The organism is Endozoicomonas euniceicola (genome assembly GCF_025562755.1).
In the GTDB taxonomy this organism is placed as follows: domain Bacteria; phylum Pseudomonadota; class Gammaproteobacteria; order Pseudomonadales; family Endozoicomonadaceae; genus Endozoicomonas_A; species Endozoicomonas_A euniceicola.
In genome coordinates this window covers 1,954,856-1,980,621 of sequence record NZ_CP103300.1, presented here as the reverse complement: position 1 = coordinate 1,980,621, position 25,766 = coordinate 1,954,856, and the positions used below count along the sequence as shown (strand labels likewise).

The 25,766-nt window shown below is 48.6% G+C and carries 11 protein-coding genes; 2 read left to right on the top strand and 9 right to left on the bottom strand.

From position 1 onward, the window contains the following. Positions 1–45: 45 nt before the first annotated feature. Entirely contained in the window at positions 46–774 is a 729-nt protein-coding gene (locus NX720_RS07380) for a redoxin domain-containing protein (RefSeq protein WP_262600405.1), read from the bottom strand. Between the two features lie 89 nt (positions 775–863). Next, positions 864–2,567 (bottom strand): hypothetical protein, encoded by a 1,704-nt coding sequence (locus NX720_RS07375; RefSeq protein ID WP_262600404.1) that lies wholly within the window; start codon positions 2,565–2,567, stop codon positions 864–866. Between the two features lie 203 nt (positions 2,568–2,770). On the opposite strand from NX720_RS07375, the gene rep reads away from it, so the two are divergent. Continuing rightward, complete coding sequence (gene rep / locus NX720_RS07370; RefSeq protein ID WP_262600402.1) at positions 2,771–4,783, top strand: DNA helicase Rep; 2,013 nt, start codon at positions 2,771–2,773, stop codon at positions 4,781–4,783. Between the two features lie 116 nt (positions 4,784–4,899). On the opposite strand, the gene NX720_RS07365 is transcribed toward rep, so the two are convergent. From NX720_RS07365 to NX720_RS07340, 6 genes are all read right to left on the bottom strand, one after another. Further along, positions 4,900–5,532: a hypothetical protein gene (locus NX720_RS07365; protein ID WP_262600401.1), complete on the bottom strand. Its 633-nt coding sequence runs from the start codon at positions 5,530–5,532 to the stop codon at positions 4,900–4,902. A gap of 27 nt (positions 5,533–5,559) precedes the next feature. Continuing rightward, the gene (locus NX720_RS07360) at positions 5,560–6,153 is read right to left on the bottom strand and encodes a 5-formyltetrahydrofolate cyclo-ligase (protein WP_262600400.1); all 594 of its coding nucleotides are present in this window, start codon (positions 6,151–6,153) and stop codon (positions 5,560–5,562) included. 12 nt (positions 6,154–6,165) lie between these two features. Continuing rightward, the gene (locus NX720_RS07355; RefSeq protein ID WP_404831053.1) at positions 6,166–7,080 is read right to left on the bottom strand and encodes a LysR family transcriptional regulator; all 915 of its coding nucleotides are present in this window, start codon (positions 7,078–7,080) and stop codon (positions 6,166–6,168) included. A gap of 131 nt (positions 7,081–7,211) precedes the next feature. Next, positions 7,212–8,609, bottom strand: coding sequence for an L-cystine transporter (locus tag NX720_RS07350; RefSeq protein ID WP_262600397.1), 1,398 nt, complete (start codon positions 8,607–8,609; stop codon positions 7,212–7,214). 433 nt (positions 8,610–9,042) lie between these two features. Continuing rightward, on the bottom strand, positions 9,043–9,663 hold the full coding sequence (gene ssb, locus NX720_RS07345; RefSeq protein WP_262600395.1) for a single-stranded DNA-binding protein: 621 nt from the start codon (positions 9,661–9,663) through the stop codon (positions 9,043–9,045). Positions 9,664–9,873: 210 nt separating this feature from the next. Further along, a complete protein-coding gene (locus NX720_RS07340; RefSeq protein ID WP_262600394.1) occupies positions 9,874–11,226 on the bottom strand; it encodes an MFS transporter in 1,353 nt (450 codons plus the stop codon). Positions 11,227–11,533: 307 nt separating this feature from the next. Between NX720_RS07340 and NX720_RS07335 the strand changes: the two genes are divergently transcribed. Next, the gene (locus tag NX720_RS07335; RefSeq protein WP_262600393.1) at positions 11,534–12,379 is read left to right on the top strand and encodes a hypothetical protein; all 846 of its coding nucleotides are present in this window, start codon (positions 11,534–11,536) and stop codon (positions 12,377–12,379) included. A 98-nt stretch (positions 12,380–12,477) separates the two neighbouring features. On the opposite strand, the gene NX720_RS07330 is transcribed toward NX720_RS07335, so the two are convergent. Then, on the bottom strand, positions 12,478–25,473 hold the full coding sequence (locus NX720_RS07330) for a hypothetical protein (protein ID WP_262600392.1): 12,996 nt from the start codon (positions 25,471–25,473) through the stop codon (positions 12,478–12,480). Between the last annotated feature and the right edge of the window lie 293 nt (positions 25,474–25,766).

Here is a 25,766-nt window from a genome sequence, read left to right as displayed (position 1 = left end):
GGATCGTATGACGCACACGACTTGCCCATACCCGAATAAACGACACTAATTTTGTTTCTTAACCTGTTTGCGAACACTTTCGTGACTGTGTTCCATGCCGGCATCCCCCGGCTGCCAGCCCTGGGGAGCCAGCATGCCTTCATTTTCTTCTACAAATTTAAGTGCTGCCGCTTTCCGGTAAAGCTCATCAACATCCCGCCCTATGCTGTTCATCTGTACTTCTGAAATCTGAACCTTGCCCTGTTTATCAATAAAAAACGTAGCCCGCAGTGCCAGCCCGTCCTCGCCTTCGACACCGTAACTACGAATGATCTTATGGTCGGCATCAGACACCATGATGAAGTCTGCGTCCCCAATACCAATGGGCGTATTCTTGTTACCAGCCGCTGGCTTATCTGACTTCATGCGCCACGCCTGATGTGAAGCATCTTTATCTTTACTCAGGGAAGCTTCGTCGGTAGACAGTACCAGCACCTCGTAGCCAAGGTCGTGAAAGTCGCCAATGCGTTTTTTCAGGGCAATCAGTTCAGTGGGGCAGATAAAGGTGCAGTTTTTCGGATAGGTCAACAACAGGACCCGACTCTTGCCAATCAAATTGGAGATGTTGAACTTTTCTACCAGTTTTCCAGCGGGGTTGCCTTGCTGTGGCACCACCGCCGATGCTTCAAACAAAGGCGCGTAGCTGCCGGGAATAGGAAAGGCCTCTACAGAAGATGCTGCCAGAGACAGGGAGACCACCGTAGCAGAAATAACAGTAAACGCTCTGATTTTCATAATAACCTCGGGTACAAAGTACGAATCAGTTTTAGCAGAAAATCAGGCGTATGCACTGGTCACAGGATGATGAATTTCAAATTAACCGTTTACTCACTTAAATAAGGGGCTAACAGTGAGGGCAGCTTTTTGTATGCGTTTTCGTTGTTGTACAGGTATTCGACAAAGCGAGCCCACTCACCCGTATCGGTCATTGTTTTTATGAGCGGTCTTTTTTCGTCGCCCCTGAAAGTATTGAAATAATCTCTTACCTCAATAAACCCTTCTTGCTCAGCGAGCTTAGCCAGTCGCTGGTGCAAGTCAAAAAGATGTGGTACTTCCTCATGAAAGGCGACCTTGCCTGTTGCCAGAACATCGTAAAAGGAGTGATCACCGGTACAGGCTGATACGGGTTGTCTGGAGGCGATCATCAGCATGTGCAGCTGCTCTTTTGGCAGGGGAAATGGATTAATAATCCAGAGTGTCCTCCCCCCTTCGCCCAGAGCATACTCATGTTTACCTGTTTTTTCTGACCAGTAAACCAGGCGGGTTATGTTATTGTCCCTGAAGATGGGTTCAAGCACACCACTTCGCTCAATCATCTGTTTTTTCAGGGAGTCACCCAAGGTCACATGGCTGTCTTTGTACATATAATCTGCCCAGGCAATCATGTCTCCCATATTCAGGATATATTTCAGATCTTTGTCTGGCGCAGCCATTGGGGCGGTTGTGGCAATGAATTCCAGTTGGGATAAAACATCCTGCATGTAGCCTGTAAAGTAAGAACCATCGTTTTCGAGCCACTGTAACTGGCAGGCTCTGTCAGTCTCACCGGTCAGTATCTCCAGCCATTTCTGTTTGACCGGAATTTTTTTTTCAAGAGTCGCCAATCGCTGACTGGTTGTGTTTGCATGATAGTCCTCAGATTCTGTTTTCAACTCTTCTGATAGCATTAATCCAAGTGTTCTGTCGGAATAACCCGCTTCATGATCAGATGATAGCCCGAATTTATAACCCCACTGTAAGCCAAGCTTTTTAGCTATGTGAGACTTTAAGTCAAGCTTTTCAGCTATGAGAGACAGAGAACTCAAAGTATAAGTCAGAAATTTGCCGTAATAATTACAATCTGTCAGCCAGTAATCATTAAATAGTGTGTTGCTTTTGTCAGTGATATTCCCGGTATACCCGATACCTGACAGAAATTCAGTAAATACTTCCCATGGGTACCCTTCAGGGCAACTGAAATTTAACGCGGACAGGTGGTTAATATTAAGATCGGGGGTAACCTGAACCTTTTTGAGCAGTGCATTAACATAGTAAAGTTTTGAGGCGATGAAAACGGTCACCCTATTGCTCCTATCCATTTGCTCCAGATTTTTTAATGCCTGCCTGGTTTCCGTAGAAAAATCTGAACGAATTTTAGCGTAATCGCCTCCTTCTTCAGTATCCTCGTACTCCACCGTCATCCAGATGATGTTCCTGTTTGTTTTCAAGTCGATATCAAACAACTTCTGAACCTTTGATTTGTCGTTCTTAGAACCGTAAAACAGGACTGTTATCGGGTGATTGGGATAAGTTTCTGACAGATGATGATATAAGTTCCATCCGTAGCTGTAGTCTCCCAGGCCTGCGTTTGCATGACCGGATACAATCAGAATGTGCTTTTTATCGGCCAGGAGCGCTTTTACGTCTTCTGACCAGTATCCGGTTGGTTGCAGCTGTGGAGCATTCAGATTAACGCCTTCAGAGGGGTTCGCTAAGACACTGGCGGAGAATGTTAAAAGGAGGATCAGGATGAGTTGCGATATTTTCATAAAATACTCCTTTATAATTGTGTCTTTCCTCAGTCCAGTGCGGTGCAGAAAGAAAGGGCAGAATGCAGGTGCTTTTATAAAAGAGTGTTTTTCTTGCCGTAAGTTCGTCAGTCTCACTGACCAATCTGTTATTTTTTGAATAGCAACCACTGGCGATATAACTGGTATAATCGATTATTTAACCCACGATAATTGTTCCGCCAGTGCATAAACTTAACGACCGACAAGCTCAAGCCGTCAAATACATTGATACCCCTTTACTGGTTCTGGCAGGTGCAGGCAGTGGTAAAACCAGTGTGATTACCACCAAAATTGCCTACCTGATCCAAACCTGTGGCATCAATGCCCGCAATATTATTGCCGTCACTTTTACTAATAAGGCGGCACGGGAGATGAAAGAGCGTGTTGGTAAACTGGTTCAGGGGCGAAAATCCCACGGTCTGACCGTTTCAACTTTTCACAATCTTGGGTTGAACCTGATTCGTCGTGAATACAAGGCTCTGGGTTATAAACCCGGCTTTTCCATTTTTGATGCCCAGGATGCCCACGCACTGATTGGTGAACTGATGCAGCGGGAAATGGGTGCTGACGAAGACAGTGTCGACAGTGTGCAGCACACGATTTCCAACTGGAAAAACGATCTGGTATTACCCGCAGAGGCGATGCAGGCCGCCCGACAGCCCCATGAACAACTGGCGGCAAGGGTTTATGAACACTACAACCGAACCCTTAAAGCTTACAACGCTGTTGATTTTGATGACCTGATCCTGCAGCCGGTGATGCTGTTCCGGCATCATCCGGAGATTCTTGAGCGCTGGCAGAACAAAGTACACTACGTGCTGGTGGATGAATATCAGGATACTAACGGTGCCCAGTATGAACTGATCAGCGCTTTGGTCGGTACCCGCGGCAAACTCACCGTGGTAGGCGACGATGACCAGTCAATCTATGCCTGGCGGGGCGCCCGGCCGGAAAACCTGGCACTGTTGAAAGATGACTACCCAAGCCTGAGGGTGATCAAGCTGGAACAGAATTACCGCTCCACCAGTCGTATTCTTAAAGCCGCCAATACCCTGATTGCCAACAACCCTCATGTGTTTGAGAAAACGTTGTGGAGTGATCTTGGAATGGGGGATATTATTCGGGTCATTCGTTGCAAAAGTGACGATGCCGAGTGTGAACGCATTGCCACAGAGATTCTCACCCAAAGGCTAAGGCATGAAAGGAATTACCGTGATTATGCCGTGTTATATCGGGGTAACTTCCAGTCCCGCCTGCTGGAAATGAAACTGCAACAGCACCAGATTCCTTACCATATTAACGGTGGCACGTCGTTTTTCTCCCGGGCAGAAGTCAAGGACATCATGGCTTACCTGCGCCTTCTGGTGAATCAGGACGATGACAACGCCTTCCTGCGCATTGTCAATGTTCCCCGCCGTGAAATTGGCCCGTCCACCCTGGAAAAACTGGGTAATTATGCCAGTGAGCATGAGTTAAGCCTGTACGCTGCCTGTCAGGAAATGGGCCTGATGGAAGAACTGTCTCCCAAGTATGTAAAAAAACTCAGGGACTTCACTGAGTGGATGGACAATATCACCAGACTGTCACGGACCGGGGAAGACCCCCTCAAAGCGGTTCGGGAAATGATCGACGACTGTGGCTATGAAAACTGGCTGATGCAGACAACGGCTACACCAGCCGGTGCTGAGAAGCGCATGGCGAATGTCTGGTTTCTGATCGACTCACTGCAACAGTCCCTTGAACGGGGTGATGAGGACGCTACCCTCGAAGACGCCATCAGTCGTTTGATTCTGCGGGATATGATGGAGCGACAGGAAGAGGAAGACGACGCCGACCGTGTGCAACTGCTCACCCTGCATGCCTCCAAAGGCCTTGAATACCCCCATGTCTTTATGATGGGCATGGAAGAAGATCTGCTGCCACACCGAACCAGTATTGAAGAGGACAATATCGAGGAAGAACGTCGTCTGACTTATGTGGGTATTACCCGCGCCAGAAAATCACTGACCATGACCCTGGCAGGCCAGCGCAAACAGTTCGGCGAGGTCATTGATACAACGCCCAGCCGCTTCCTTGATGAGCTGCCCCAGGAAGATCTGGCCTATTCAGGGTTTGGTGAAAAAGCCACGGAAGAACAGAAAAAACTAACGGGCAACAATGCTCTGGCGGCACTTCGTCAAAGCCTTAGCAGCTGACAATGACCAAATGTTGATTAGGCTTATAGAAAATAAATTAGCCTTTAACGACACATGATGTTTACTTGCAGAGGCTGATTTTTTATAGCGAGCTATGCAAGTGGGCGGTGCGACCACTATCTGATTTTTGTATAGAACCTCATTCCAGGGTGCAAAGTAAAGACAGGCCAATCCTTATTAAGTCTCGACAAAGGCTTTAAGAACTCATGTGAAGTCGCTGAAGAACTAAATTTTGGCTTCAGTCTATAGGCTTCAGGGTGGTAGGGCCCTATTAATGCCGGAGATGACAGCACTGTTATTTTTTTGTTCAGTAAACCCGGGTAGTACTGTTCATCATCCCAACCGCCTATCAATGACTCTTTAATGCAGAAAGAACTATATGACCCCATGACTACAAGGCTGGTTATGTGGTGCTGTTTCATATAGGTCATCAGAGAGGGAGTAGTGCTGGAAGCCAGTACGCCTTCAGCCTGCTTTATACATGAAAAATCGGGGCTTCCAATAATGCTATAAATGTGCAAGGCTTCTAACACCTCACGTTCATACACGACAATGATTTCACATCCTAAGTCTTTGCAAAAACGTAGCACAACCTGCTGACTTTTCTTTCTGGTTACGCTGTTTCTAAAAGTTTCAGATATACACGGGCAATCTTTTTCATCGATTACGATCGCCGCAGTTTTTGCTCGATTTTCAGGATCATGGAACTGGATGATACCATCAATTAAGCTGCCACTTATAACCGACACTATAGAATCTCCGCATTACTTCCCCCCCTATTTCGGCAACTGTTTTAACGCTTTATAGGCTTTGTCCTCAGTAACAACACCTGATATCAATACATCCCAGTCCGCCATGGGAACCGACTCTATCTTCTGACATTCATGAGCCAGCCCCATTAAAACCGGCTTAGTGGCTGTTTTGACAAATGAAAAAGCTCGATCATAAAAACCACCACCCATACCCAGGCGCCCGCCAGACACGTCGAAAGCCGTGAGGGGCATTAAAACCAGGTCCAGTTCTGTGGCTGGAATACACAATGATAGGTCGAGTATGGGTTCCGGGATATTAAAACGATTAGGCAACAGAACGGTCTCTGAAGTGTATCGCTGAAAGTGCATTTTCGTCTTATCGTGGTTATCCAATACTGGCAGATAACAGCTTTTACCTTCATTCCAGGCATGACGCACAATACACTCAGGACTGATTTCACCGTCATTGGCAAGATACACCGCAAGCTTCTGGCTTCTACTGAACTCTGGTAACTGTTTTAACTGTTTCAGCACCCCAACCGCAGCCTGTTTCTGCTGAAACTCCGATAACGCACGACGACGACCTCTTAACGCTGATCTCAGTGCCTTACGATCCACGGTTCCCCCTTCTCAAAATGATGACATCTCAAAACGACAACAATGTTTTCTGACGATTTCTGCCAGCGCCTGAGTGGCAGGGCCGACGTTGTCATCATCAGGAAAAACCATATACAGAGGCACTACTCTTAAACCCTTTGAAACTTTTAAACCTTTTGACCCTTTTGACCCTTTTGACCCTTTTGACCCAAGAGGCAGTACCTTAATGGTTCCGGCTTCCAGCTGCGCTTCAATGTAGTGTTCGGGCAGCCAGGCAAAACCCAGACCCTGTTCCAACAATCTGACCACTGTCGTCATATTACTGACGGTCCAACGTTCTTCAGCGCCCAGCCAGCCAGCACTGTTATTGCGCTTAACGCCTGAATCACGAACAACAATCTGCCGCTGTTGTTTTAATTCCTTCTCAGTAATGGCTCTGTCGAGTTGTAACAGGGGGTGATCAAAACGGGCAACGGGCACAAACCTTATGGAGAGTAGCTTTTCACCCAGAAAGCCGGTAGGCAGAACGCCGGTAATCACCAGATCAGCCTGACCTGAAACCACTCGTTCAGTGGTTCCGGACAGTACCGATTCCACCAGCTCCAGGCGAGTGCTGCGTGATACCTGTGAAAAGTCGTTCAGAATGTCCATTAGAACCGGGTAGGGAAACAGCACTTCAACTGCCAGCGTCAATTCACCTTCCCACCCCATGGACAGACTGCCTGCAATTTTTTCCAGGGCATCAGACTCTTTCAGCAGAACCTGAGAACGACGCAACATTACCCTGCCAGCCTCTGTTAGCTCAGCCTTGCGCCCCCGTACTTCAAGAATCCGCACGCCCAGCTGATCCTGTAGCTTGTTGACGGCATAGCTGATCGTTGACTGACTTTTATGCAGAGCGCCGGAAGCCTGGGCAAAACCTCCATGTTCAACAACCGCGTGAAGCATCCGCCATTGTTCCAGTGTAACTTTAGACATTATTATTTAATGATTTGCTATGACTACCTGCATATTCTGCCTTTGCAGTAGCAATAGCCGCAAGTCTGTCACCATTGTGGCACCTGGCTATCTTGCAACGTTCAGGAAAGCGTTTCCAAATCCATCTCCAGTTCCTGAGGTGAGTTATAGACTTTCATATCCGCTTCACCTAATAAACGACTGGTGACAAACCCTGAAGTAATGGCGCCATTTACATTCAGTGCTGTACGACCCATATCAATCAGGGGCTCAATGGAGATCAGCAAACCCGCCAGAGCCACTGGCAGGTTCAGGGAAGACAGTACGATGAGCGCGGCAAACGTTGCCCCGCCTCCCACGCCCGCAACACCAAATGATCCCACCACGATGGTGGCAATCAGTGTAAAGATGAAAGAAATGTCCATAGGGTTGATGCCTACGGTGGGCGCAATCATGACTGCCAGCATGGCCGGGTAAATACCTGCACAGCCGTTTTGACCGATAGTTGCCCCAAAGGACGCTGCAAAGTTAGCAATGCCTTCTGGTATTCCCAGGCTTTGGGTTTGCGTCTGAATCGTCAGAGGAATGGTGCCGGCACTACTGCGAGAGGTAAAAGCAAAGCTCAGCACCGGAATCACCTTTTTCACAAAGGTCAGCGGGTTACCGCCCATCAAGCCAATCAGAACCAGGTGCACAACGAACATCAACAGCAACGCAATATAAGAAGCCAGCACAAAGTTGATCAGGTTCAGAATGTCATCAAAATGGCTGGTGGCCATGACTTTGGTCATCAGAGCCAGTACACCATAAGGCGTCAGACGAAGTACGACGGTCACCATGCGCATGACCACAGAGTGTGCGACTTCCATCGCCTTATCGAACAACTCACCCTGCTTTGGTTTTTTCTTATGGATTCCCAGTCCTGCAAGACCAATGAAAGCCGAGAAAATAACCACAGAGATAATAGAGGTAGAACGCAAACCGGCCATATCCTGAAATGGATTGGCAGGAATCGCATCAACCAACATGGATGCAATAGACAACTGTTCGGCAGTTCCCAGGCGGTCAGTCAGTATCTCGGCACGGGCCAGCTCTCTGGCTCCTGCTGTCAGCCCTTCTGCTGACAGACCAAACAGCAGTGAAACGCCTACGCCGATCAGGCCTGCGATTGCCACCGTAAACAACAGCACTCCGATACTGACACCACTGATTTTACCCAGTGACTGTCTACCTTTGAGCTTCAGAATGGCTGTAATAATCGACACCATCACCAGCGGTGTCACAATCATGCGCAGCAGTTGTACATAACCGTGCCCGACAATATCAATGTACTCGATAGATGACATTATTGTCTGCGAGCCCGGACCATATACCCAATGCAATATCAGACCGTATGCAGCACCAAGCCCCAGTGCAATAAATACACGACGGGTGAATTTTATATGCCGGCTCTGGAGCCGGTAGAGGTAGAAAATCATCACCAACATCATGCCGACGTTGAACATTACATAGAGATTCATGGACGACTCCTGAGAACCAATAAAACGGAAAGGTTATTTTTAAGGTCTGTGAGCGGGTTCAGGGCACACGCATTCGTAGCAACGTTCACAAGATAGTGAAGACTTTTCCGGGTGGCGACTGAATGGATGGTTATTCTGGCTGAAGACCGCTGTTCACAGATTTATCTGAAATCTCAGCAACAACAGGGAGTGAGCCTGTCTGGGCAAAATCTGAACATGTAATGACCTGAATAAAGCTGCATAACGAGCATTTTTTGATATTAACCGTTGCTTCGTGGAACGCAGGGGCGAGACTATCAGTACACTATGAATAACAGAAATAAATAATAATTATTTTTTTATAACTAAATTGAATATATGTAAATGCTCTTAATTTGCTTAAAACAGAAAGGGAGCCAGAAGCTCCCTTAACAAAGTGACATCAACTCAGTGCCTAGAAGGGAATGTCATCATCAAAATCATCAAACCCTGCCGCCGCTGGCTGAGGTGCAGCCTGCTGCTGTTGTGGAGCGGCCTGCTGGGGAGCCTGGGCTGGCGCAGGAGGCTGTTGCGCCTGAGCTTGCTGCTGAGGTGCTCCGTACTGCTGCTGAGGCGCACGCTGTTGTGGAGCCTGCTGCTGGGGCGCACGTTGCTGCTGTGGGGCAGTCTGTGCCTGCTGGTAGCCTCCACCCATCATCTGGTTTGGTGCAGCACCCATGCCAGCGTCCTGACGGCTGTCCAGCATTTCCATCTGGCCACCGAAATCAATCACGACTTCGGTGGTGTAACGATCCTGACCCTGCTGGTCCTGCCACTTACGGGTTTGCAGTTTACCTTCGAGGTAAACCTTGGAACCTTTGCGCAGATACTGCTGACAAATCTCAGCCAGCTTGCCGAATACCACAACACGATGCCATTCGGTGCGATCCTGGCGCTGACCGGTATTTTTGTCTGTCCAGGACTCGCTGGTAGCCACGTTAAGATTGGCTATCGCACTGCCATTTTGGGTAAACCGGACATCCGGATCACCGCCCAGATTACCGATCAGAATGACCTTGTTAACACCACGTGCCATCTAAATTCTCCAATATTATATATCCGGTAAATGTTGTGCTTGCTATCGAGAGCAACCAGCCAAAAGCCGCTCATGCTGTTAAAACCGCTCATGCTGTTAAAACCGCTCATGGCTGTTAAAACCGCTCATGGCTGTAATCAATAGACAACACTTACTCATGACGGTTTCATCAATGTGTCAGCAGGTGTCGACTCTTGTCAACCGGGCTGGTCAACACTCTCCATACTGTCGCAGCGCTGACATATCGAGTGTCCTGCGGTTCACTTTCAAATAGGCCGTTCGTTCCCTGCCCAGAACCGTGACTTCTTCAACCCCGGGGATAACGGCAAGCGTCCGGCTCATTGAGCCGGCATCCTGACCATTGGCAGGATTCAGTGCCATTACCATACTGCTGACATAGGGGGGATGCTTCATGGTAACAGACAATAGCCACCAGAGTGCAGTGGGAATTGCACAGACCATCAACACCCCGTTCAGTCCCCAGTACTCATAACCCCAACCAGACAAAACCCCACCCAGGGCTGCCCCGGCAAACTGACAGGTTGAGTACAGTCCCATGGTGGTACCACGGGTGCCAGCAGGGGATAACTTGCTGGCCAGCGAAGGCAGAGACGCCTCCAGAAAATTAAAACCGGCGAAGAATACCAGTAATCCAGAAATCAGCAACCAGCGATGTTCCCCCACTTGCGCCATAAACACCATTGACACTAACAACAGGGTAACCGCTGTCACAAAGCACTGCTTTAAACGTTGTTGCTTTTCGCTGTAGATAATAAAGGGAATAATCACCATAAAAGAGCCCAGCAACCCCACCAGATACACCCAGCCATGTGACGCACGGGGGATGTTCATAGTGTTTTCGAGTTCACGGGGCAGAAACATAAACAGTCCCATGACGATGAAATGAAGGGCAAAAATACCAAACATCAAACGCAGCAGTTCAGTGTTATGTAAAACTTGTCGAACGCTTTTTTTACTAACGGATGAATTCAAATCCTGCCGCCGTGTCACTGCAGAAGGCACTACCAGCAGCACAATCAAAATGCCGACAGCAGCCAGCCAGACATTACTGAAAAACAGACCCGATAACCCCCAGCTGGCAGCAATAGCAGGCCCAAGCATCATGGCGAGACAGAAAGACAACCCGATCCCCATACCAAAAATCGCCATGGAGCGAGTACGATACTGTTCTCTGGTCAGGTCTGCCAGCAACGCTGTCACCGCTCCGGCGATGGCGCCACAGCCTTGCAGAACCCGTCCCAGAATCACCCCCTGAATCGACTCAGAATAAGCAGCCACCAGGCTTCCCGCCATAAACAGCAATAAGCCGGAAATAATAATTTTTTTACGACCTACCCGGTCTGACAACCAGCCAAATGGTATCTGTAATAACGCCTGACTGAAGCCATAGGCTCCAATGGCAAGGCCCACCAGTAGTGGAGTCGCGCCGCTGAGCTGATCGGCATACAGCGCCATCACAGGCAGTACCATAAACAGTCCGAACATGCGGAACATGAATACCAGGGACAGAGACAGAGAGGCTTTGATTTCCTGAACAGACATTACTGACTTCTTATAACTATTTTCCAGTAACGGCAAGTTTATCAGGAAATGCCGAAGCAAGTTTGTAAATAACAAAGTATTTGATGCTGTTGATCGAGTGTTTATTGCTCCTTTCGAACAATTTCTCTCTCATCCCACCCGGTCTCAACTATTGTTACTCGTTGCTTAATATCAAAACAGAAAGGAATGAGTATTTATGATGTATCCAAAAACAGCTCCTTTTTTTCAGTTCAGAAAAAGCTTGCCTGTTCTTCTTCTTTGCCTGGTCACGGCAGTTCCCTCTCAACAGGCACATGCTAATAAATATATGCTTTTGATTTCTATGGTGGCCGCCGGAGTAATAGGTGGAGCTCTCCTGGTAAAATATGCCCCCGATTATGATGCTTTTGAAGAGAGCATGTCCGTGCTCCCGAAAATTACTTATGAGGTTGATTCTGGCAACAGCGACAAACACGCTGGCTCTGAAGTCGTACTCAAACCTAAGATAATTCGTGGAGAGTACATTTACCCAAGAAAGAGTGATCGAGCTGTTCTTATGAAGTTTGTAGGACGTGCTATCTGTGAGCCTGCCAGAGACACCCCGAATACGTCCGTTGACCTGAATGAACTCTACCAAAAGTGCCATGAATGGTTCAAAGACCATACGATGAAGTTTCCTCATCAGGCACTAAGGGTCAAAGTAGACCAGCTCGACACGCTGTTGCTGCCCAAGCTGATCTATAACGTCAACACCAAAAAACTGGAACTTCACGCCACCCCGGTTTCCTACGTTAAATCGGATGGTAGTCCGTCCACTGCTAATTCCGCTGTTACCAGAACGGCGAAAAGCTGGCAACGGTTATCACCGTCATTTCCCGGGCTGAATAACCTGTCCCGGGAAGAGAAAAAAGCGCTTCATATCTGTCATCACGCTCCGGAGTTGTCAAAAATGCAACATCCTCTGGAAAGTGCTGATAACCAGTACTATTACGATTTTCCTGTTCCCGGCCTTTCACACCTGCATGAAACGGGTCATGAGTTCTTCATCGTTACCCTGCATTCCAAATTAGGGCACTATGGCTATTACTGGGTTATTGACCAGCCCTGGCCGCATAGCTATCAAACGGTAAAATTCTCTAAAACTAAATACATTGATCCATTTCAGCCCCTCTGAACCAACAAACGACGGCCTACCAGTATCCCATCGTCCTCCCTATACGCTGCCCTTTACGACAGCCTCGAGGCGGGAGGGCGATGGAATCGCGTTAAGCGTTATCCGAAGGTCGTTGGCGTATAGCCCGTGCTGGTCGAGTTGACCGGGGGCGTAGTAATTCCCCGGGTTGCGGCAAAGGCTGTACTGGTCGAACTTGTCGGCAAAATACCCTGTGCCTCCTCCGGCTCAAAGTTGCTCATAAAATGCACCAGCTTAAGCACTGACCTGTTTACCTCGGCATTACTGAAGTGTTCGGCGGCTGGTGGTGTGTAAAGGGCATTATTGTTGGCCAGGCAGGTATCGGCTATGACCTTTTGCGACCCGGGCAACAGCAGCCTGACCAGATCCTTCGCTCCTTCAACCAGCTTACTGATAAGACTAAGCTCGTCATGGTCTTGCTTATCGCTCCGGGGCTGGCTGGTTCCGGTCACCCATTCTTTTGGGTTGGAGATAATCCTGTCGTGAAAATTCAGTTTCCGGAGCGTATTAATATTGAGCAGAGCGATGGTTTCTCCGGTAGTACCGGAGGTCAGCCTCAGGAAATGATTGTCCCAACGGGGCTCTCCCTGAGAGCCTGACTTTACCTCGGATACGTCGGATTGCCGTAACGACCGGGACGCCCCTGTTCGTTTGTCACACAGCACCGGAAGCACCTGGTCGCTTGTCATCCCCAGGTACAGAGTCAGGCTCTGGCTGCCAAGGGAGCGCAGGTCTACATCCGCACCCGCTTCCAGAAACACGGTGTGCTGTCCGTGGGGATCATGAATTTTGGATGGCCGGGCTGATGCCTCGATGAAATAAAGGTCATTTCCCATTCCCCCTTTCAGAGTCACCCTGTCGTGGGAATTGTAAGTCGAACTGTTGCAATGATTCCTGTTTCCGGGCTGGGCGGTGGGCTGTCTCCCGGGTTTGGGGGATTGTCCGCCCAGTATCAACAGGTCATCACCTCTGCGCCCCCTGATCGTCTTTACAGAACAATCCTTACCGCAGTACAGAATATTGTTCAGGCTGTTACCTTCCATGAGCGCACTGTCACTTTCAGAGGCTTTCGTGAACAGTAAAGGTGCCGCATTACTGAGCATCGACGCCAAATGAGAGAGGCTGACTACCTGGTTGGTGTTCCCCCCTGTCAGTATCACGCCATCCAGGCGAGGTTGTTGTTCACGTAATGCCAGAAACAGGAGAGGCTGCAGATTGTTAAAGGCAGCCTTTCGTGTATCAATAGGCCCCAGGGTATAATGATCATCAGTCAGAGAAGCCTGCCACTGGGGGGGTTCCCCCTCTAATTCGTGGAGTTCGATACTACCGCCGAGTATTACCCGGTAGATTGAGGATTCGTTCCGGTCGTTGACAAGCTTGATATTCAAGCCTGGCTGGTGGTTGGCAACGACTCCCTCACCGGCAGGTACCGCCCCCTGCCAGGCCCGCCAGCGATAGGCGCCTTCTGTCCTTCCGAAGCTGAACTGCAGTTGTCCGGGATCGTTGATGCCATAAAAAACATAGTACACCGGATAGACACCCGCCTTGTCCGGTTTGTCGAGGCAGACATGGGTCGGTCGTTGCTCCGCTCCGGGAATAAAGTCCGGGTCGTCCAGCTGGACACGGGAGACCAGCTGATGACCGATAGCATTTGCTTCAATGGCAACGCATTTCACATACTTGCTGCCCTTGGGCAACGGATGGGGTTTATCACAGCGTAACCAGCGATCATGACGCAACACGACATGATCGCGCAGGCGTACGTCTGCCGTGCCGTGGCGTAATCCGGAGTGGTCATCAAATGAAAAGGGGCGGTACACCCGGTTGTGCACAGAGCGTGCCTTCGGTTGCCGGATAAACACACTGCTGTTCATGACGGTGTCGCCGGGCAGGGTTATTTTTCGACTGACTCTATTTTCAACGCTGTCACTGTCGCTGTCGCTATCACTGTCACTGTCACTGTCACTACCTGAGCCTGTAAAGTTGATCACGATTCCGTCGGACGTTTTTTCGGGCACGACCTTGAAACCGGGAAGCAGGTCAATAAACAAAGGGGCTTCCGGAGTAGGAGAAACCCGGTAGCTGGTGATCTCTGGCATATCGTCATTAACCACCAGGGCAAAGAAGATGCCTTTCCTGTGTTTCACTAAGGTATCGGACAATTCATCAAGGCCTATGCTGCGGACACCGAGAAAAAAGCGCAGGTCGCTGAATTTTATTTGTGTCGGAGCCAGGGGGTAACCGTCCAGCCCGGGCCAGACGCCCTTGATAACAATCTCGCCGGCTTCTGGTTCATAACGATTCTTCAATACCAGGTCAGACCCTCTCTGCAGCGCGGCGTAGAGGTGTGAAGGCTCATGGATATGAATAACGTTGGGGGTTTCGGGGGTTTGGGGCGTGGCCAGGTTGAGTTCAATGACGACCTGTTTAAAATAGCGCAGGTCGTCAGGCATAATCGTGAACCGGTCAGTTCCCTTTTTGCCAACCATTAATAAAATCAGTTCATTCGGTTTTTTGAAGTCGGTGCGCAGTGTCATGGCATTTGTTGCGCCCTCAGGATAAATCCGGTCCATGTATAAAGAGGATGGAATAAACAGGTCGTCCTTGTCGGTGCCGACAATCTGCAGGATTTTAGCCTGACCACCATTAGCCTGATCGCTATTATCCTGATCAACAATGGACAGGTCATCGTATTCACCCGGGAGGACTAAAGGGGCTGAATGGCCAATACGGTATAACTTGCCGCTGCTCCGGTTATAGCAATAGCCAGTGACAGGACGACCGGAACTGGTGTCAGAGTTCCGGCTACCAATCAGGTGCAGGATATCCCTTTCATAACTGGGTGGGCTAATAAACAGCCGTTTTTGCTGCCAGTCATACCAACCCTTATGGGTGTAGAGTCCCCGTACATTATCCCCCAGATCAAGCGATAACAGTGACTGCTTCGGGTAATCTGCCAGTGGGGTGTCGGGCAGGCGCTTGAGTGCCTGGTCCAGCACGGTTTTCAGATGCAGCCGCTTGCGGCTGAGTGACGCTCCGGACGGCAAGCCGGGATAGCTGTACCAGATTTCTTTTGTGTTACCAGAGAGGCTTTTGGTCAGGTCAAAACCCGTCAGCAGTTTGTGCTTTTTCGATACCTCAAACTGAAAACCTTCGTAGCGGCCTTGCCAGAGGTCGTTAAACAGATTCAGCTGGTAATCTGCGGGTGACGCATCACTGATATCTTTACAGGCAACAGAGATCAGCCCGTCAAATGGCCGGGGCAGTGCCGCATCGAGATAGGTGTTGCCCTGACAGTAAGGGTGATCAGCCTGCGTTGATGCTGGTGTTGGTGTTGGTGTTGGTGTTGATGTTGATGCTGATGCTGATGTTGATGTTGATGCTGATGCTGATGTTGATGTTGATGTTGATGTTGATGTTGATGTTGATGTTGATGGTGTAGGTGATACCTGGGTTGGCTGATACCGAAACAGGTAGGGCAGACTGAGCGGTTCGCTTTCAAGCGCCAGGACCCCTTCATCGTTTTCCCCGACAAAGCGCATTTTTTTGCCCCCGGGGAGAGCCAGCAGTGCATTGTCATCGGGTGCGAACCAGAAGTCTGCTTGTTTCAGAAAGGCCAGGGGGGCAATATCCCGCAGGGTGTTCGTGGCCGATAGTCTGATCAGGTCAGGACCGGCGAACCCCCATTTTTTTTCAAACTGCGTAGAGAGACGCTTGAGTTCCCGTTTCAGGGCTGTGATAAACCTTTCAGCTGTCGTTTGATTCCATGTTGTCTCCGGAGCGCTGCCGCCGCCGAATGACTGGTCAAAGACTCTGTTGGCTATCAGGCCAAGATCAAGGCCCACCAGGCTTGCGCCGGAACGGGAGGGCAATTTATTGAAATTAAGGGCTCTTACGGGGTCGGCGGGAACCGTCCTGCTATCTGCAGTAAACCATTTATCAAACTCGTAAGACTCGGATGAGGCAAACCGCTTCAGCAAGGTGGAAGCCTCCATATTGTCATTACTGATGTACAGGATGTAGCCACCCCGGGTATAGGCAATCAAGCCATTGTCCTGGGACAGCACCTCGGTAAACCGGGCGTCCTGCCATGCCTGCCTGTCGGCGGACGACCCATTCCGGCTGTTTTTGAGATGGTCTTTATAACTGTTATCCAGGGCAATGACCGTAAAATCAAAGTCACTGTCGGGCATGATCTGGCGCGTACTGTCTTCAGGCTGGTTTATCTTGATGTAATACAGGTCACCAGACAGTCTGCTGAGCATCACATAGTACACATCCGCCCCCCGGCGGAAGCGGTGCACCGGAATATGATCCCGACGCAGGGCCTGTCGGGTGTCTGTGGTTAACACCAGGTGCGTGCCGGTTGAGTTGCGCTGAAAGCAATGGTAAGTGGGGTTCTGCCTTCGTCTGCCACCAGTACTCAGCTCAAGCAGTGACAGCTTTTGCGTTTCGGGCTTAAACACCAGGTCCAGCGCCCCTGACCATGGTGAACACGCATCAAGAAAGTGCTGGCGACTGTAGAAGTCAAACCGACTGGAGATATACGTCAGGGCAATATTATTAGCCGGGTCATAAAAGCCGCTCTGGGTGACGTCATTGATGTTCCTGGTTTTATTGATATACAGGGGCAGGATGTTCTTGAATTCAGCCACCTGACTGAAAGCCTCGTCCAAAGCTCCGGATTCGGTGTTAATAAACACCGGTAAAGACAGAACCTTGCCGGGCGGGTTGGCGGAAAGCGTGTATCCGACCCCTTTTTTCGTGGTGACTACAAAGCTGTGGGGCGCTTCATCCGGAGAGTGGTCAATGGGTTTCTCTATGGGGGCAAAAGAAGATACCGGGTGGGCAAATCCCGGGGCTTCCTTATAGATGTAGGCGTAGTCCTGGTCGTAGACTTTTTTAAACCCTGCGTTCAGTGTCTCCCCTGAGTACATCATCTCGGTTTTGGGGGCGTAAAAGAAGTAATTGTGCTTCGGGTCTCCTCCCACGGGCACCACTTGCTTTCCTACGGCGGACTTTGGAAGAACCAGCAACACTTCTACATTGTGTTTGGTATCAAACCATAAAGAGGTTCGCTCAAGCATCTCTTTCTTGATGGGGGAGCCGGTTCGTGTCAGGGGCATAAAGCAGTTGTACTGACTCTCTGACAGATCGATGTTCTGCCGGTACAGAGCAAAAGGGAGCTTCTGGTTTGCGGGACAATTGAGCAGGGAGACGGGCAGAAAACGCTGAGCCGGAGGGTAAGTCTGAACTAACTGCCTGAGCCACCGGCGACGGGCTTCGATATCCGTAAGGTGGTGACTGGATTTAAGCAACTGCATTTTGATATGAGGGGCTTCATAGTGCGGGCTGACAGAGATCACCCCGTTTTTTTCCTTAATAACAATGCGATACTGTTTGTCTGCCTCAGCGTCTGGCCAGTAACCGTTAAAGGTAAGGCGACTTCTTCGGAGCTGCAGGGTGAGAGTCTTCTTATCAGGGTCGAACGTTATCTTGCAGTTGTTACTCTCGTCGGTGGACTCTTTTGTGCATTCAAGCGTCTGGTCTTTCTTATGGGGCAGAAGCCACTGCACCGGGGTGTCCCTGGGCATGTCAATAACAATGTTTCTGTAGGGCAGCCCTTCCTCCCGGGTAATCATCGGGCGAATGGATTCCACTCGCTCATCAGCCACCATCTCTGCCTGCTCGGGATGTACTGGCCTTCTTTGCGACTGAAAGTGTTTGGTCAGATGCGCCTTAAGTTTCGCCTTGGTTTCAGCCTCAGCTTTATCTTTGGCCGCAAAGTCGGCTAATTCTTTTTCTGTCGGAACCATAAGATGCAGGTAATTGATTGTCTCACTGCCCTGGGGGATGGTAAACCGATAAGTGATCAGACCCTCATGGTCTCTGGAATAAGGAAATACTATCTGATGGTTTTTGTCATCCAGATGTGTGGTGGTATTGGATGCCAGGTACTCGATGTGTTTTATACCGGCAGTAATGTGTGCGAACTCTTTATTTTTCCCGATACTCCGTGAAGTAGCCCTAACCCAGACTGTGTCTTTGTAGACTTGTTTTATTTTCGGGTTCGATTCACTGGCAGCATCGAACAAGTCCTTTGTCGTGGTGTGCGCTACTTTAATTCTTTTTTTATCGTACTTGACGAAAAACGGGTTAAAATTCCAGTCAGGCACCATCGGCATAACGAGGGTGGAGTTGCCCTGGGGCATCAGGGAGCCGAGGTGGAATGTACCGTCTTCGCACTGGTACTTGTCTAACCGTTTGCCGGACTTGCAGTCAGTACTCAGGTAGTTGGCTACAAGGTCTTCTCTGCCCCGGGAGCTGAATGTCCCCTCGTATTTATAGCCTTCCCCTTCCCCGGCAGTTTCTTCAACTTCATAATCGTAGGTATTAATCATAATCCGGGCGAGTTTCAGGGTTTTCTTAATCAGGTCAAGCTCCCGAACGCCTATATACATGCCCGTACCCTCAGACTTTGCCGAGTGCCTGACCAGGTTAATGATCTCCTCAGGAATCATGTCAAAAAGGTGTGATGTGTCCATCTGCTGATAGAGGGTGTTAAAAAACTTGTCACCCTGGTTCAATGCATCTATTATCTGGCGGTCCATTTTTTTCAGAATCTTTGCCTGAATATCTCCATTAATCAGGGAGATTATCAGAAAGGAGATAATGGCAAAGGCCGCAGCGATGGCCAGACCGATATGGCCGGCAAAAGCGACAAAGCTGACTGCCACTCCAACCCATTCCATGATCATCCTTTTTTCCTGAAGACTTTTCATCTCCGGATCTTTGGTCTCTTTCCAGATATGCGTACTCAGGCCGGCGCTGGTCACTGAAAGAAGAGGCCCCAGGGACCGGCCCGCAAGCTTAAGGGATTTCCCCGATAGTTTGAGCCCTTTGGGGGGGGTGAGTGTGACTTTACTCCCCCCTATGGCTTTGCCCGGCTGCAAGGGGCGGATAGCATTAGTGGTCTTTGATGGGTTGAAAAGCTTGTTGATTTTGGACAAGTCCTCAACCATCTCTATGGCTTCGATGACTCCAAGGCCAAAATTGACGAAACTCTGGGCCTGGAGAGACTTGTAAAGGGAGTCGCTCATCCCGGGCGTTTTTTCTACAGAGTCCATTAAGAACCCGGATTTCATCCAGCCCATTACCATCTGAGCGCCGTCGTGCATCGACAGCAGGAAAAGCCCTTTTCGTGTATTGGCATTACTGGTCGTGAGTTTTTTAAGTCTGCGGGAGAAAGACTTGAAGGCACGGTTAAGCTTTTTCGAGCCGAGACTGACTTTGACGTCGTGAACCACGTCGGAGGTAAACGAGGTGGCTTTCCTGTCTTTAGTAACAGGATGAATAAATTCCATCTGCCAGCCCTGGTCCATTTTTCTCAGGGTGTCGAGTAAAGGAATATAGTCGTCACTGATCCTGTTGCTTTCGTAAATGGACGACATTGTATTAGTAAAAGCCAGTGCCAGTGCTTCTGCCTTCTGGTGTTTTGACATCAGGCTGGCAGTCAGAGGCTGGTCAGACTGGGGGTTGATCAGTGCCGAGAGAGGCTTGACCTTGTTGGGTAGCCCATTAAGGGCCATGGCCTGACTGAATCGGCGGTAAGCCACCGGATCAAGGCGGGGATGCAGCGAATTGTGATTCTTTGGTGATGATAGCCGGATGACACTGCTCTCATGGGCTCGCAGTAGAAATTCCGGGGCATTTTTCTCATGGGCTGACTTGAAATGAAAGCTGCCGATGTTGTTAAAAACCGTTTTGGGCAGCCGGGTAAAATCTTTTATAAAGCCTTTAAAAGCATCGTTGTCGCCATCGGTATTCTGCATCAGAACGGAGCCGATGCTTTCCTGGTGGCAGAATTCACGGATAAACCCTCTGAGCATTTCTGCTTTGGGGGTTGCACCGGGATCAATGCTGCCGAGCTTGCCCACAAGCGAGAGACTGTTGTAAGCCCCGCCGGGTATGCGGGTGACCGACTCACCATAGGGAGATAACAATATGCCCTGTTCCGGCCTGTAGAGCAGGGCCTCTGTGTTGGGGTTGTTCTTGCCCTGTTGCTGTGCCGACAGCCACGAGTCAACGTCCAGGGCAACAATCGTATGGAAACCGCGCACGGGTTTACGTTTCAAAGCGGCATCGGCGCGAAAGCTTCTTTGCCATTTTAGTTTTGCCTGAATCCTGGCCATAAGGGAGCCGGGTCTGGCAGAGAGTGCGCCAATGTCCACCCTGGAATAACGGGTGCCGGGGAGAGTAAAGATGCTTCTGGGAGATTTGGAGCGTCGGAACAGGCGCTGGACAAACCGGTCGGCCTTTTTCCCGAAAGAGTCCGGGTCCGGCCTCGAACAGCTGGTATCGCGTTTTTGGCGACCGGAAGAAGAGCAGCCCGCATTGATATCGCCAAATAGGATATTGCCAAATAGCTTCTCAACAGCTTGCCTTTCCTGGTCATTGGACTTGCTTTCCAGCGAGAGAAACTCTGTTACCTGTAAATTAAGGGCCTGAACGTTCTCTCTCAGTGTCATCACGGCGGGTCGTCGGGCAGCCTCCTGACTCAGTTCCGCCAGGTCTAGCTTCAGAAGATCAATGATGTCATTCAGAGACGACCTGTTATCAATCATAAGCCAGGTGCTGTTTCCGTTTTGATGGAGTTGTTCCCTGAGCCTGATAATTATTCTGTTGATGTGCTGTAATTGACTATCGTCAATAGCTGTTATGGAGCGTTCCATGAAAGGCTCGATATTTTCGGCCAGGGAATGAATTTCTTGCGTCAGGTTCTGAACCGCAGTAAGTGTCTCGGACAGAATATTGCCATCACTGGTGTCAGCACGCCCCACTTCAACGCCATCGTTACCAGTCCCATGTTGTGGAGATGACTCACTCAGAGTGCCCGGGCGAACCATTATGGGTATGGGGTTGGAGAAATCCTTGCTCACCTCCTGTTGCGGAGAGGAAGCTGGCAATGAGTAAGGATCACCCGAATGGCTGCTGACAGAAGCCGATGTGGAAGCCTGAGTGTTATCTTCGGGTTGTATCATTCCCCGGAGAGAAAGCGGGGGGCTGAGCCGGATTCTTTTGCGGGGAGGTTCTTTCCCTGAAATCGCCCCACTCTCACTTGTTACCCCCCCTTTTTTGGGTTTACTTTGTTTTACGGGTATATCGCTGTCTCCGTCTCCTTCGGTGTCACTTGGCATCAGTATTGATGTATCAAGGTCATCCGAATTGACAGAGGCCAAATCCTCTTGGGTTAAGCTAAACCAGAGACGCTGGTTATCGGGCAGGAATTCACCGGAAGGTCCTGCCTGCGGGCTTTGGGGTTCTAATGGCCCGGGAGGCTCAGGTAACAGGGGAGGTTCAGGAGGGGCAGCATCACTGGTCAGTGACGCCAGTACAGAATTATAAATCTCTTTGCCCTGGGTGGATTCAAAAAAAGTTCTGAACGGTTTACTTATCTGTCTGTATTCATTGCTGCTCAGTGTGTGAAGGGGAGTCAGATCCTTTTCATCAAAAATGTATTCCAGCGGCTTCATTAATTTACTTAATGTTTCTGCCTTGGTGGCAATGATGAGCGCATTTCTAAACCCCTCCCTGAGTTGTGGGTTACTGTCCAGCACAGTCAGGCGAGAGACGCCAAGATTATATTTTGTGAAAGAAATCAGTTCTTTAAAACCATAAACGTCAGCACGTACCTTTATATGAAGACTTTCGTCTTCGATTGTGTACGTCAAGTTTTCTGTTTGTGGGCGCTGACCAGGCAGGAGCAAACGGGGCTCTGTGCCGGGATGCGGCGGAAGCAGGGGCGGATGGTCAGCCGGTGGCGTGAACATATTATCGATAAGGGCTTTGCCCGGCTGGGACCTAAAGAATGTTTTAAATTTAACAGTCCTCCCAGCATAGTTCGTTCTAAGCTTAAGAAACGATGTCAGCCAGGTATCGCTCAAGAGTTCTATCTTTTTTTTAAACAGACTGAACTTGTCGTTCGTCAGCACAGACTCAAACGTAACTTTAAACTCTTCACGTCGCTGGGGGGTTTCACTATAAATGTCTATTCTACTGATTTGGTAGTTGAACAGTTTAAAATGGATCAAGTCATAAAGACCGTCAGGGGTAGCAGTCATTCTTATGTTCAGGCTTCTGTCATCATTAACAGTGCATGACAGACTTTTTGTGGGGGGAACCTGTCCACCTGAGAATGGGTCGGATTCCGGATCGGGGAGAGGATTATAGAGAATCTGATCATCGGCGTGTAAGCCTAATATTCTTTTAACACATTTCTTGCCAGTGTCAGAAAGAAAGAAGCTATGGAATGAGGCGCTGTTTTCTTTGTATCTCCGTTTTTTTTCGTTCAAAGCCTCCAGAGGTACAAGCTCCCTGTCATCGAAAGTGTTTTTCAATTCATTAATCAAAGGGGTATATTGTTTGTACCTAAGCGCGGACTCGAACGCAATATTAAACCCTTTCCGAAGTCTGGGGTTGTCTGTGACAACATCAATGTGCTGTATTGTTTTAGTTTCTGGTTTAAACCTGATCAGTTCTCTAAGTCCAAAAACATCGCCGTAGACTGATACTCTGAAGCTGCCATCATCGTTAATATGGTATTGTAAATTTTCCCTGTCAGTGCTCTGGTTATCCTGATTCGGTAACAGGAGGATGGGTCTTTTATCAGAAGGTAATGAATCGGGCATCTGATCAACGATTTGTGCACTCAGTATGTTGTTTGCAATCACTTTTCCCCGGGCAGAAGTAAAAAACTGATGAAATGAAGCGATGTGTAAGCTATATTCCCAGTAATCATTTAAATTTTTTAATGGTCGTAGCTCCCGTTTTTCGAAAATACCTTCAAGGTGACCAATGAATGTCTGATATTTTTTGTTATTCAGTGCAGACTTGAATGAGACTTTAAATCCTTTCAGAAGAGCCTGCTTATCAGCCTTGATAACAATACTGTTTATTTTTTTTTGGGCCAGATTAAATTTGATCAGTTCTCTAAGACCGAAAACATCAGCGATTAGTTCTATAGTCAAGCCCCCGTCACTATCTGGAGTCTGCCTGAATGTCCCCTTGCGTGGATTCTGGTTATCCTGGCCAGGCAGGAGCAGTAAGGGTTTTTCTATCAGCGTTGAGCTATTCTGGATTACTTCTCTATTGTCATGCTGCCTGAGAGGAGTGATCACATAGTCAGGGTACTTATAGTTTAATGTGTATATTTTTTTATGGGCAGATAAAAAATGCACTCCGGCGTTTTTAGTGTCAACAAGCTTATTGCACAGGTCGTCGTAATGGAGATACTCCTTCCCCTGCTGAGGTGTTTCGGAATGCAGAGTCTGTAAGTCCAGATTATTTATAATAACATTGCCCTGGCTATTATAATTTTCTTCTATTGAACCTCCAAAAATAGATTTTGCAAAATCACGGATGTACTGATAGGTGATTTCGGTTTCTGTTGGATCTGTAGAATATTCAGTTAATATGGACAGAGTAGTATCTTTTGTGGGTTGAAAAGGTGTTCCGCTAAGTATTGTACTAGGGTATAAAATGTTTTCTGCGTGTTTTTTGATTCTTTTTTTAATTAATTTCGGCCTTAGATAAACGACTGTCTTTTCAGGGTTTCTTAAATACTCTTGCCTGGCTTGAATGAGTACTTCAGGTTTTCTGCTCATTACCAGAATGATTTTTTTATCTCTGGCGTTATAGTGATTACTCCTTGATGCGTCTGAATGCAGATTACCTTTTTCATAATAGAGCAAGTTCTGCTTATTAAGGTAATGTGTTATTCCCCTTCTATTGCTACCGCCCTTTAATGCATCCCGACCTAACAGTTCACCGAAAGGGTCAGTTTCGCTAATTGGGGTACCGTAGGGACCCAAATAAAAGAGTTCTTTTAAGCCGGCTACTGATGCTTCGGTAAGATCTCCATCCCCGATAACGCTTAGTTGAGTATTTCCGTCACTCGACTCAGACACCGTCTCAAGATGAGACAACTGGTCTGAGATTAAAGATTTCTGCCTTTTAGGTATGGGGAGTGAAACAACGATACCGGCCGTCTTGAGTATATAGTCGGCATCCGCGCCGAGCTCATTGGTGAAGATGGCAATGGGGGCATGGGCAGGATTAGTTCCCAGTGCCTGCTCCAGTCGCCCTATCATTATCGGATTGAACAGTTTATCAATAACCGCAATGTCCTTGTCTGCAAAGTGTTTGTTCAATTCCTGGTTATCGAAATAACCTGAATTAGCAGGTGCTCTGTTTCTATAGGGTGCTTTAAGGGAATCGAGTATTTTTATTTCATCGCCATCCAGTGGCGGTATAATATTGCTGGCTGATAATATTCCAGCGATATCTGCAAGCAGTGAGGCTCCTGCTGCTTTGTTAAGGTAAGTGCTTAGGCGGTTTTCCTGTGACAGAGCTGAGTGTTTCATTCTGTTTGCATCCAGCGGGGGGTATGTCCCAAGCTGAACGTTAATGCCCGCCGGGTTTAGCACCAGATAGGATCGAATGGCTCTTTCTGCCAGTTCTGTACTTCCCAGGTAATAGGCGACCATGGAGTAGAGTTTGCCACCTCTGTCTCCCCCAATCCGCCTGGCAGGGTTGTTTTCTTTGTCAGCCATATCAACAATGGTGATACCCATTTTTTTCAGGGTATCGATATATCGAGCTTGTTGCGTTTGTATTTTTTTTATTTCCTCTGCTTTTCCGTATTGATCAGACAGAGTTTTTGTTATTTTTTCTATATCAAGGATTCCATCGTCCGATAGAGCATCGCTGATAATCTTCTTTCTTTCGTTGAAAGCTAGTTTTTCTAATGCTGTATTCTCCACAAGGCTCGATCCGGAATGGGTTAGCAGATCTTTACTCCCGTTATATACCTCATCGTTTAATAGTCCCAGGCAGGTTGTTTTAGAGTCTGTGTACAGGGTGACAGGGAAAGTCTGGATGTCATCAGAAGTCTTGGTTGACCGAAACCTGGTCTCTTTCCACAGGTAAAGAGAAACAACATCGGTAATGTCCAGGGGATCGAGTTTTACGATACTGATGGTTTTTGGCAGGGACAGGTTTGGGTTTTGGTTTGGCATAACGACAACCTCAACAACATTTATAGAGCCTTTAAAAAAGGGAGAGCCGGTAAACTAAAAATTAACTCTCATTTTTATACTGATAGGCAGGTCAAGGCTCTAAAGCAGAAAAATAGACAGAGTAAAGCTTGGTAGATATTCCCGTTTTTCACAAATATTCTTGAATAGAATGTCTGAATAATTTGTTTAAGACGACAATGGCCATACAATGAGCTGAAAACTCAGGGCTTTATCCGCTCCCGCATCAACGGCATTGTCACTTTTGTGACAGCCTCGAGGCGGGAGGGCGATGG

Bases quoted from the DNA above. Each gene is read 5' to 3' on its own strand.
- NX720_RS07380 (WP_262600405.1), bottom strand. From the start codon at position 774: ATGAAAATCAGAGCGTTTACTGTTATTTCTGCTACGGTGGTCTCCCTG.
- NX720_RS07375 (WP_262600404.1), bottom strand. From the start codon at position 2,567: ATGAAAATATCGCAACTCATCCTGATCCTCCTTTTAACATTCTCCGCC.
- NX720_RS07355 (WP_404831053.1), bottom strand. From the start codon at position 7,080: ATGCTTCACGCGGTTGTTGAACATGGAGGTTTTGCCCAGGCTTCCGGC.
- NX720_RS07350 (WP_262600397.1), bottom strand. From the start codon at position 8,609: ATGAATCTCTATGTAATGTTCAACGTCGGCATGATGTTGGTGATGATT.
- ssb (WP_262600395.1), bottom strand. From the start codon at position 9,663: ATGGCACGTGGTGTTAACAAGGTCATTCTGATCGGTAATCTGGGCGGT.
- NX720_RS07340 (WP_262600394.1), bottom strand. From the start codon at position 11,226: ATGTCTGTTCAGGAAATCAAAGCCTCTCTGTCTCTGTCCCTGGTATTC.
- NX720_RS07335 (WP_262600393.1), top strand. From the start codon at position 11,534: ATGCTTTTGATTTCTATGGTGGCCGCCGGAGTAATAGGTGGAGCTCTC.
- NX720_RS07330 (WP_262600392.1), bottom strand. From the start codon at position 25,473: ATGCCAAACCAAAACCCAAACCTGTCCCTGCCAAAAACCATCAGTATC.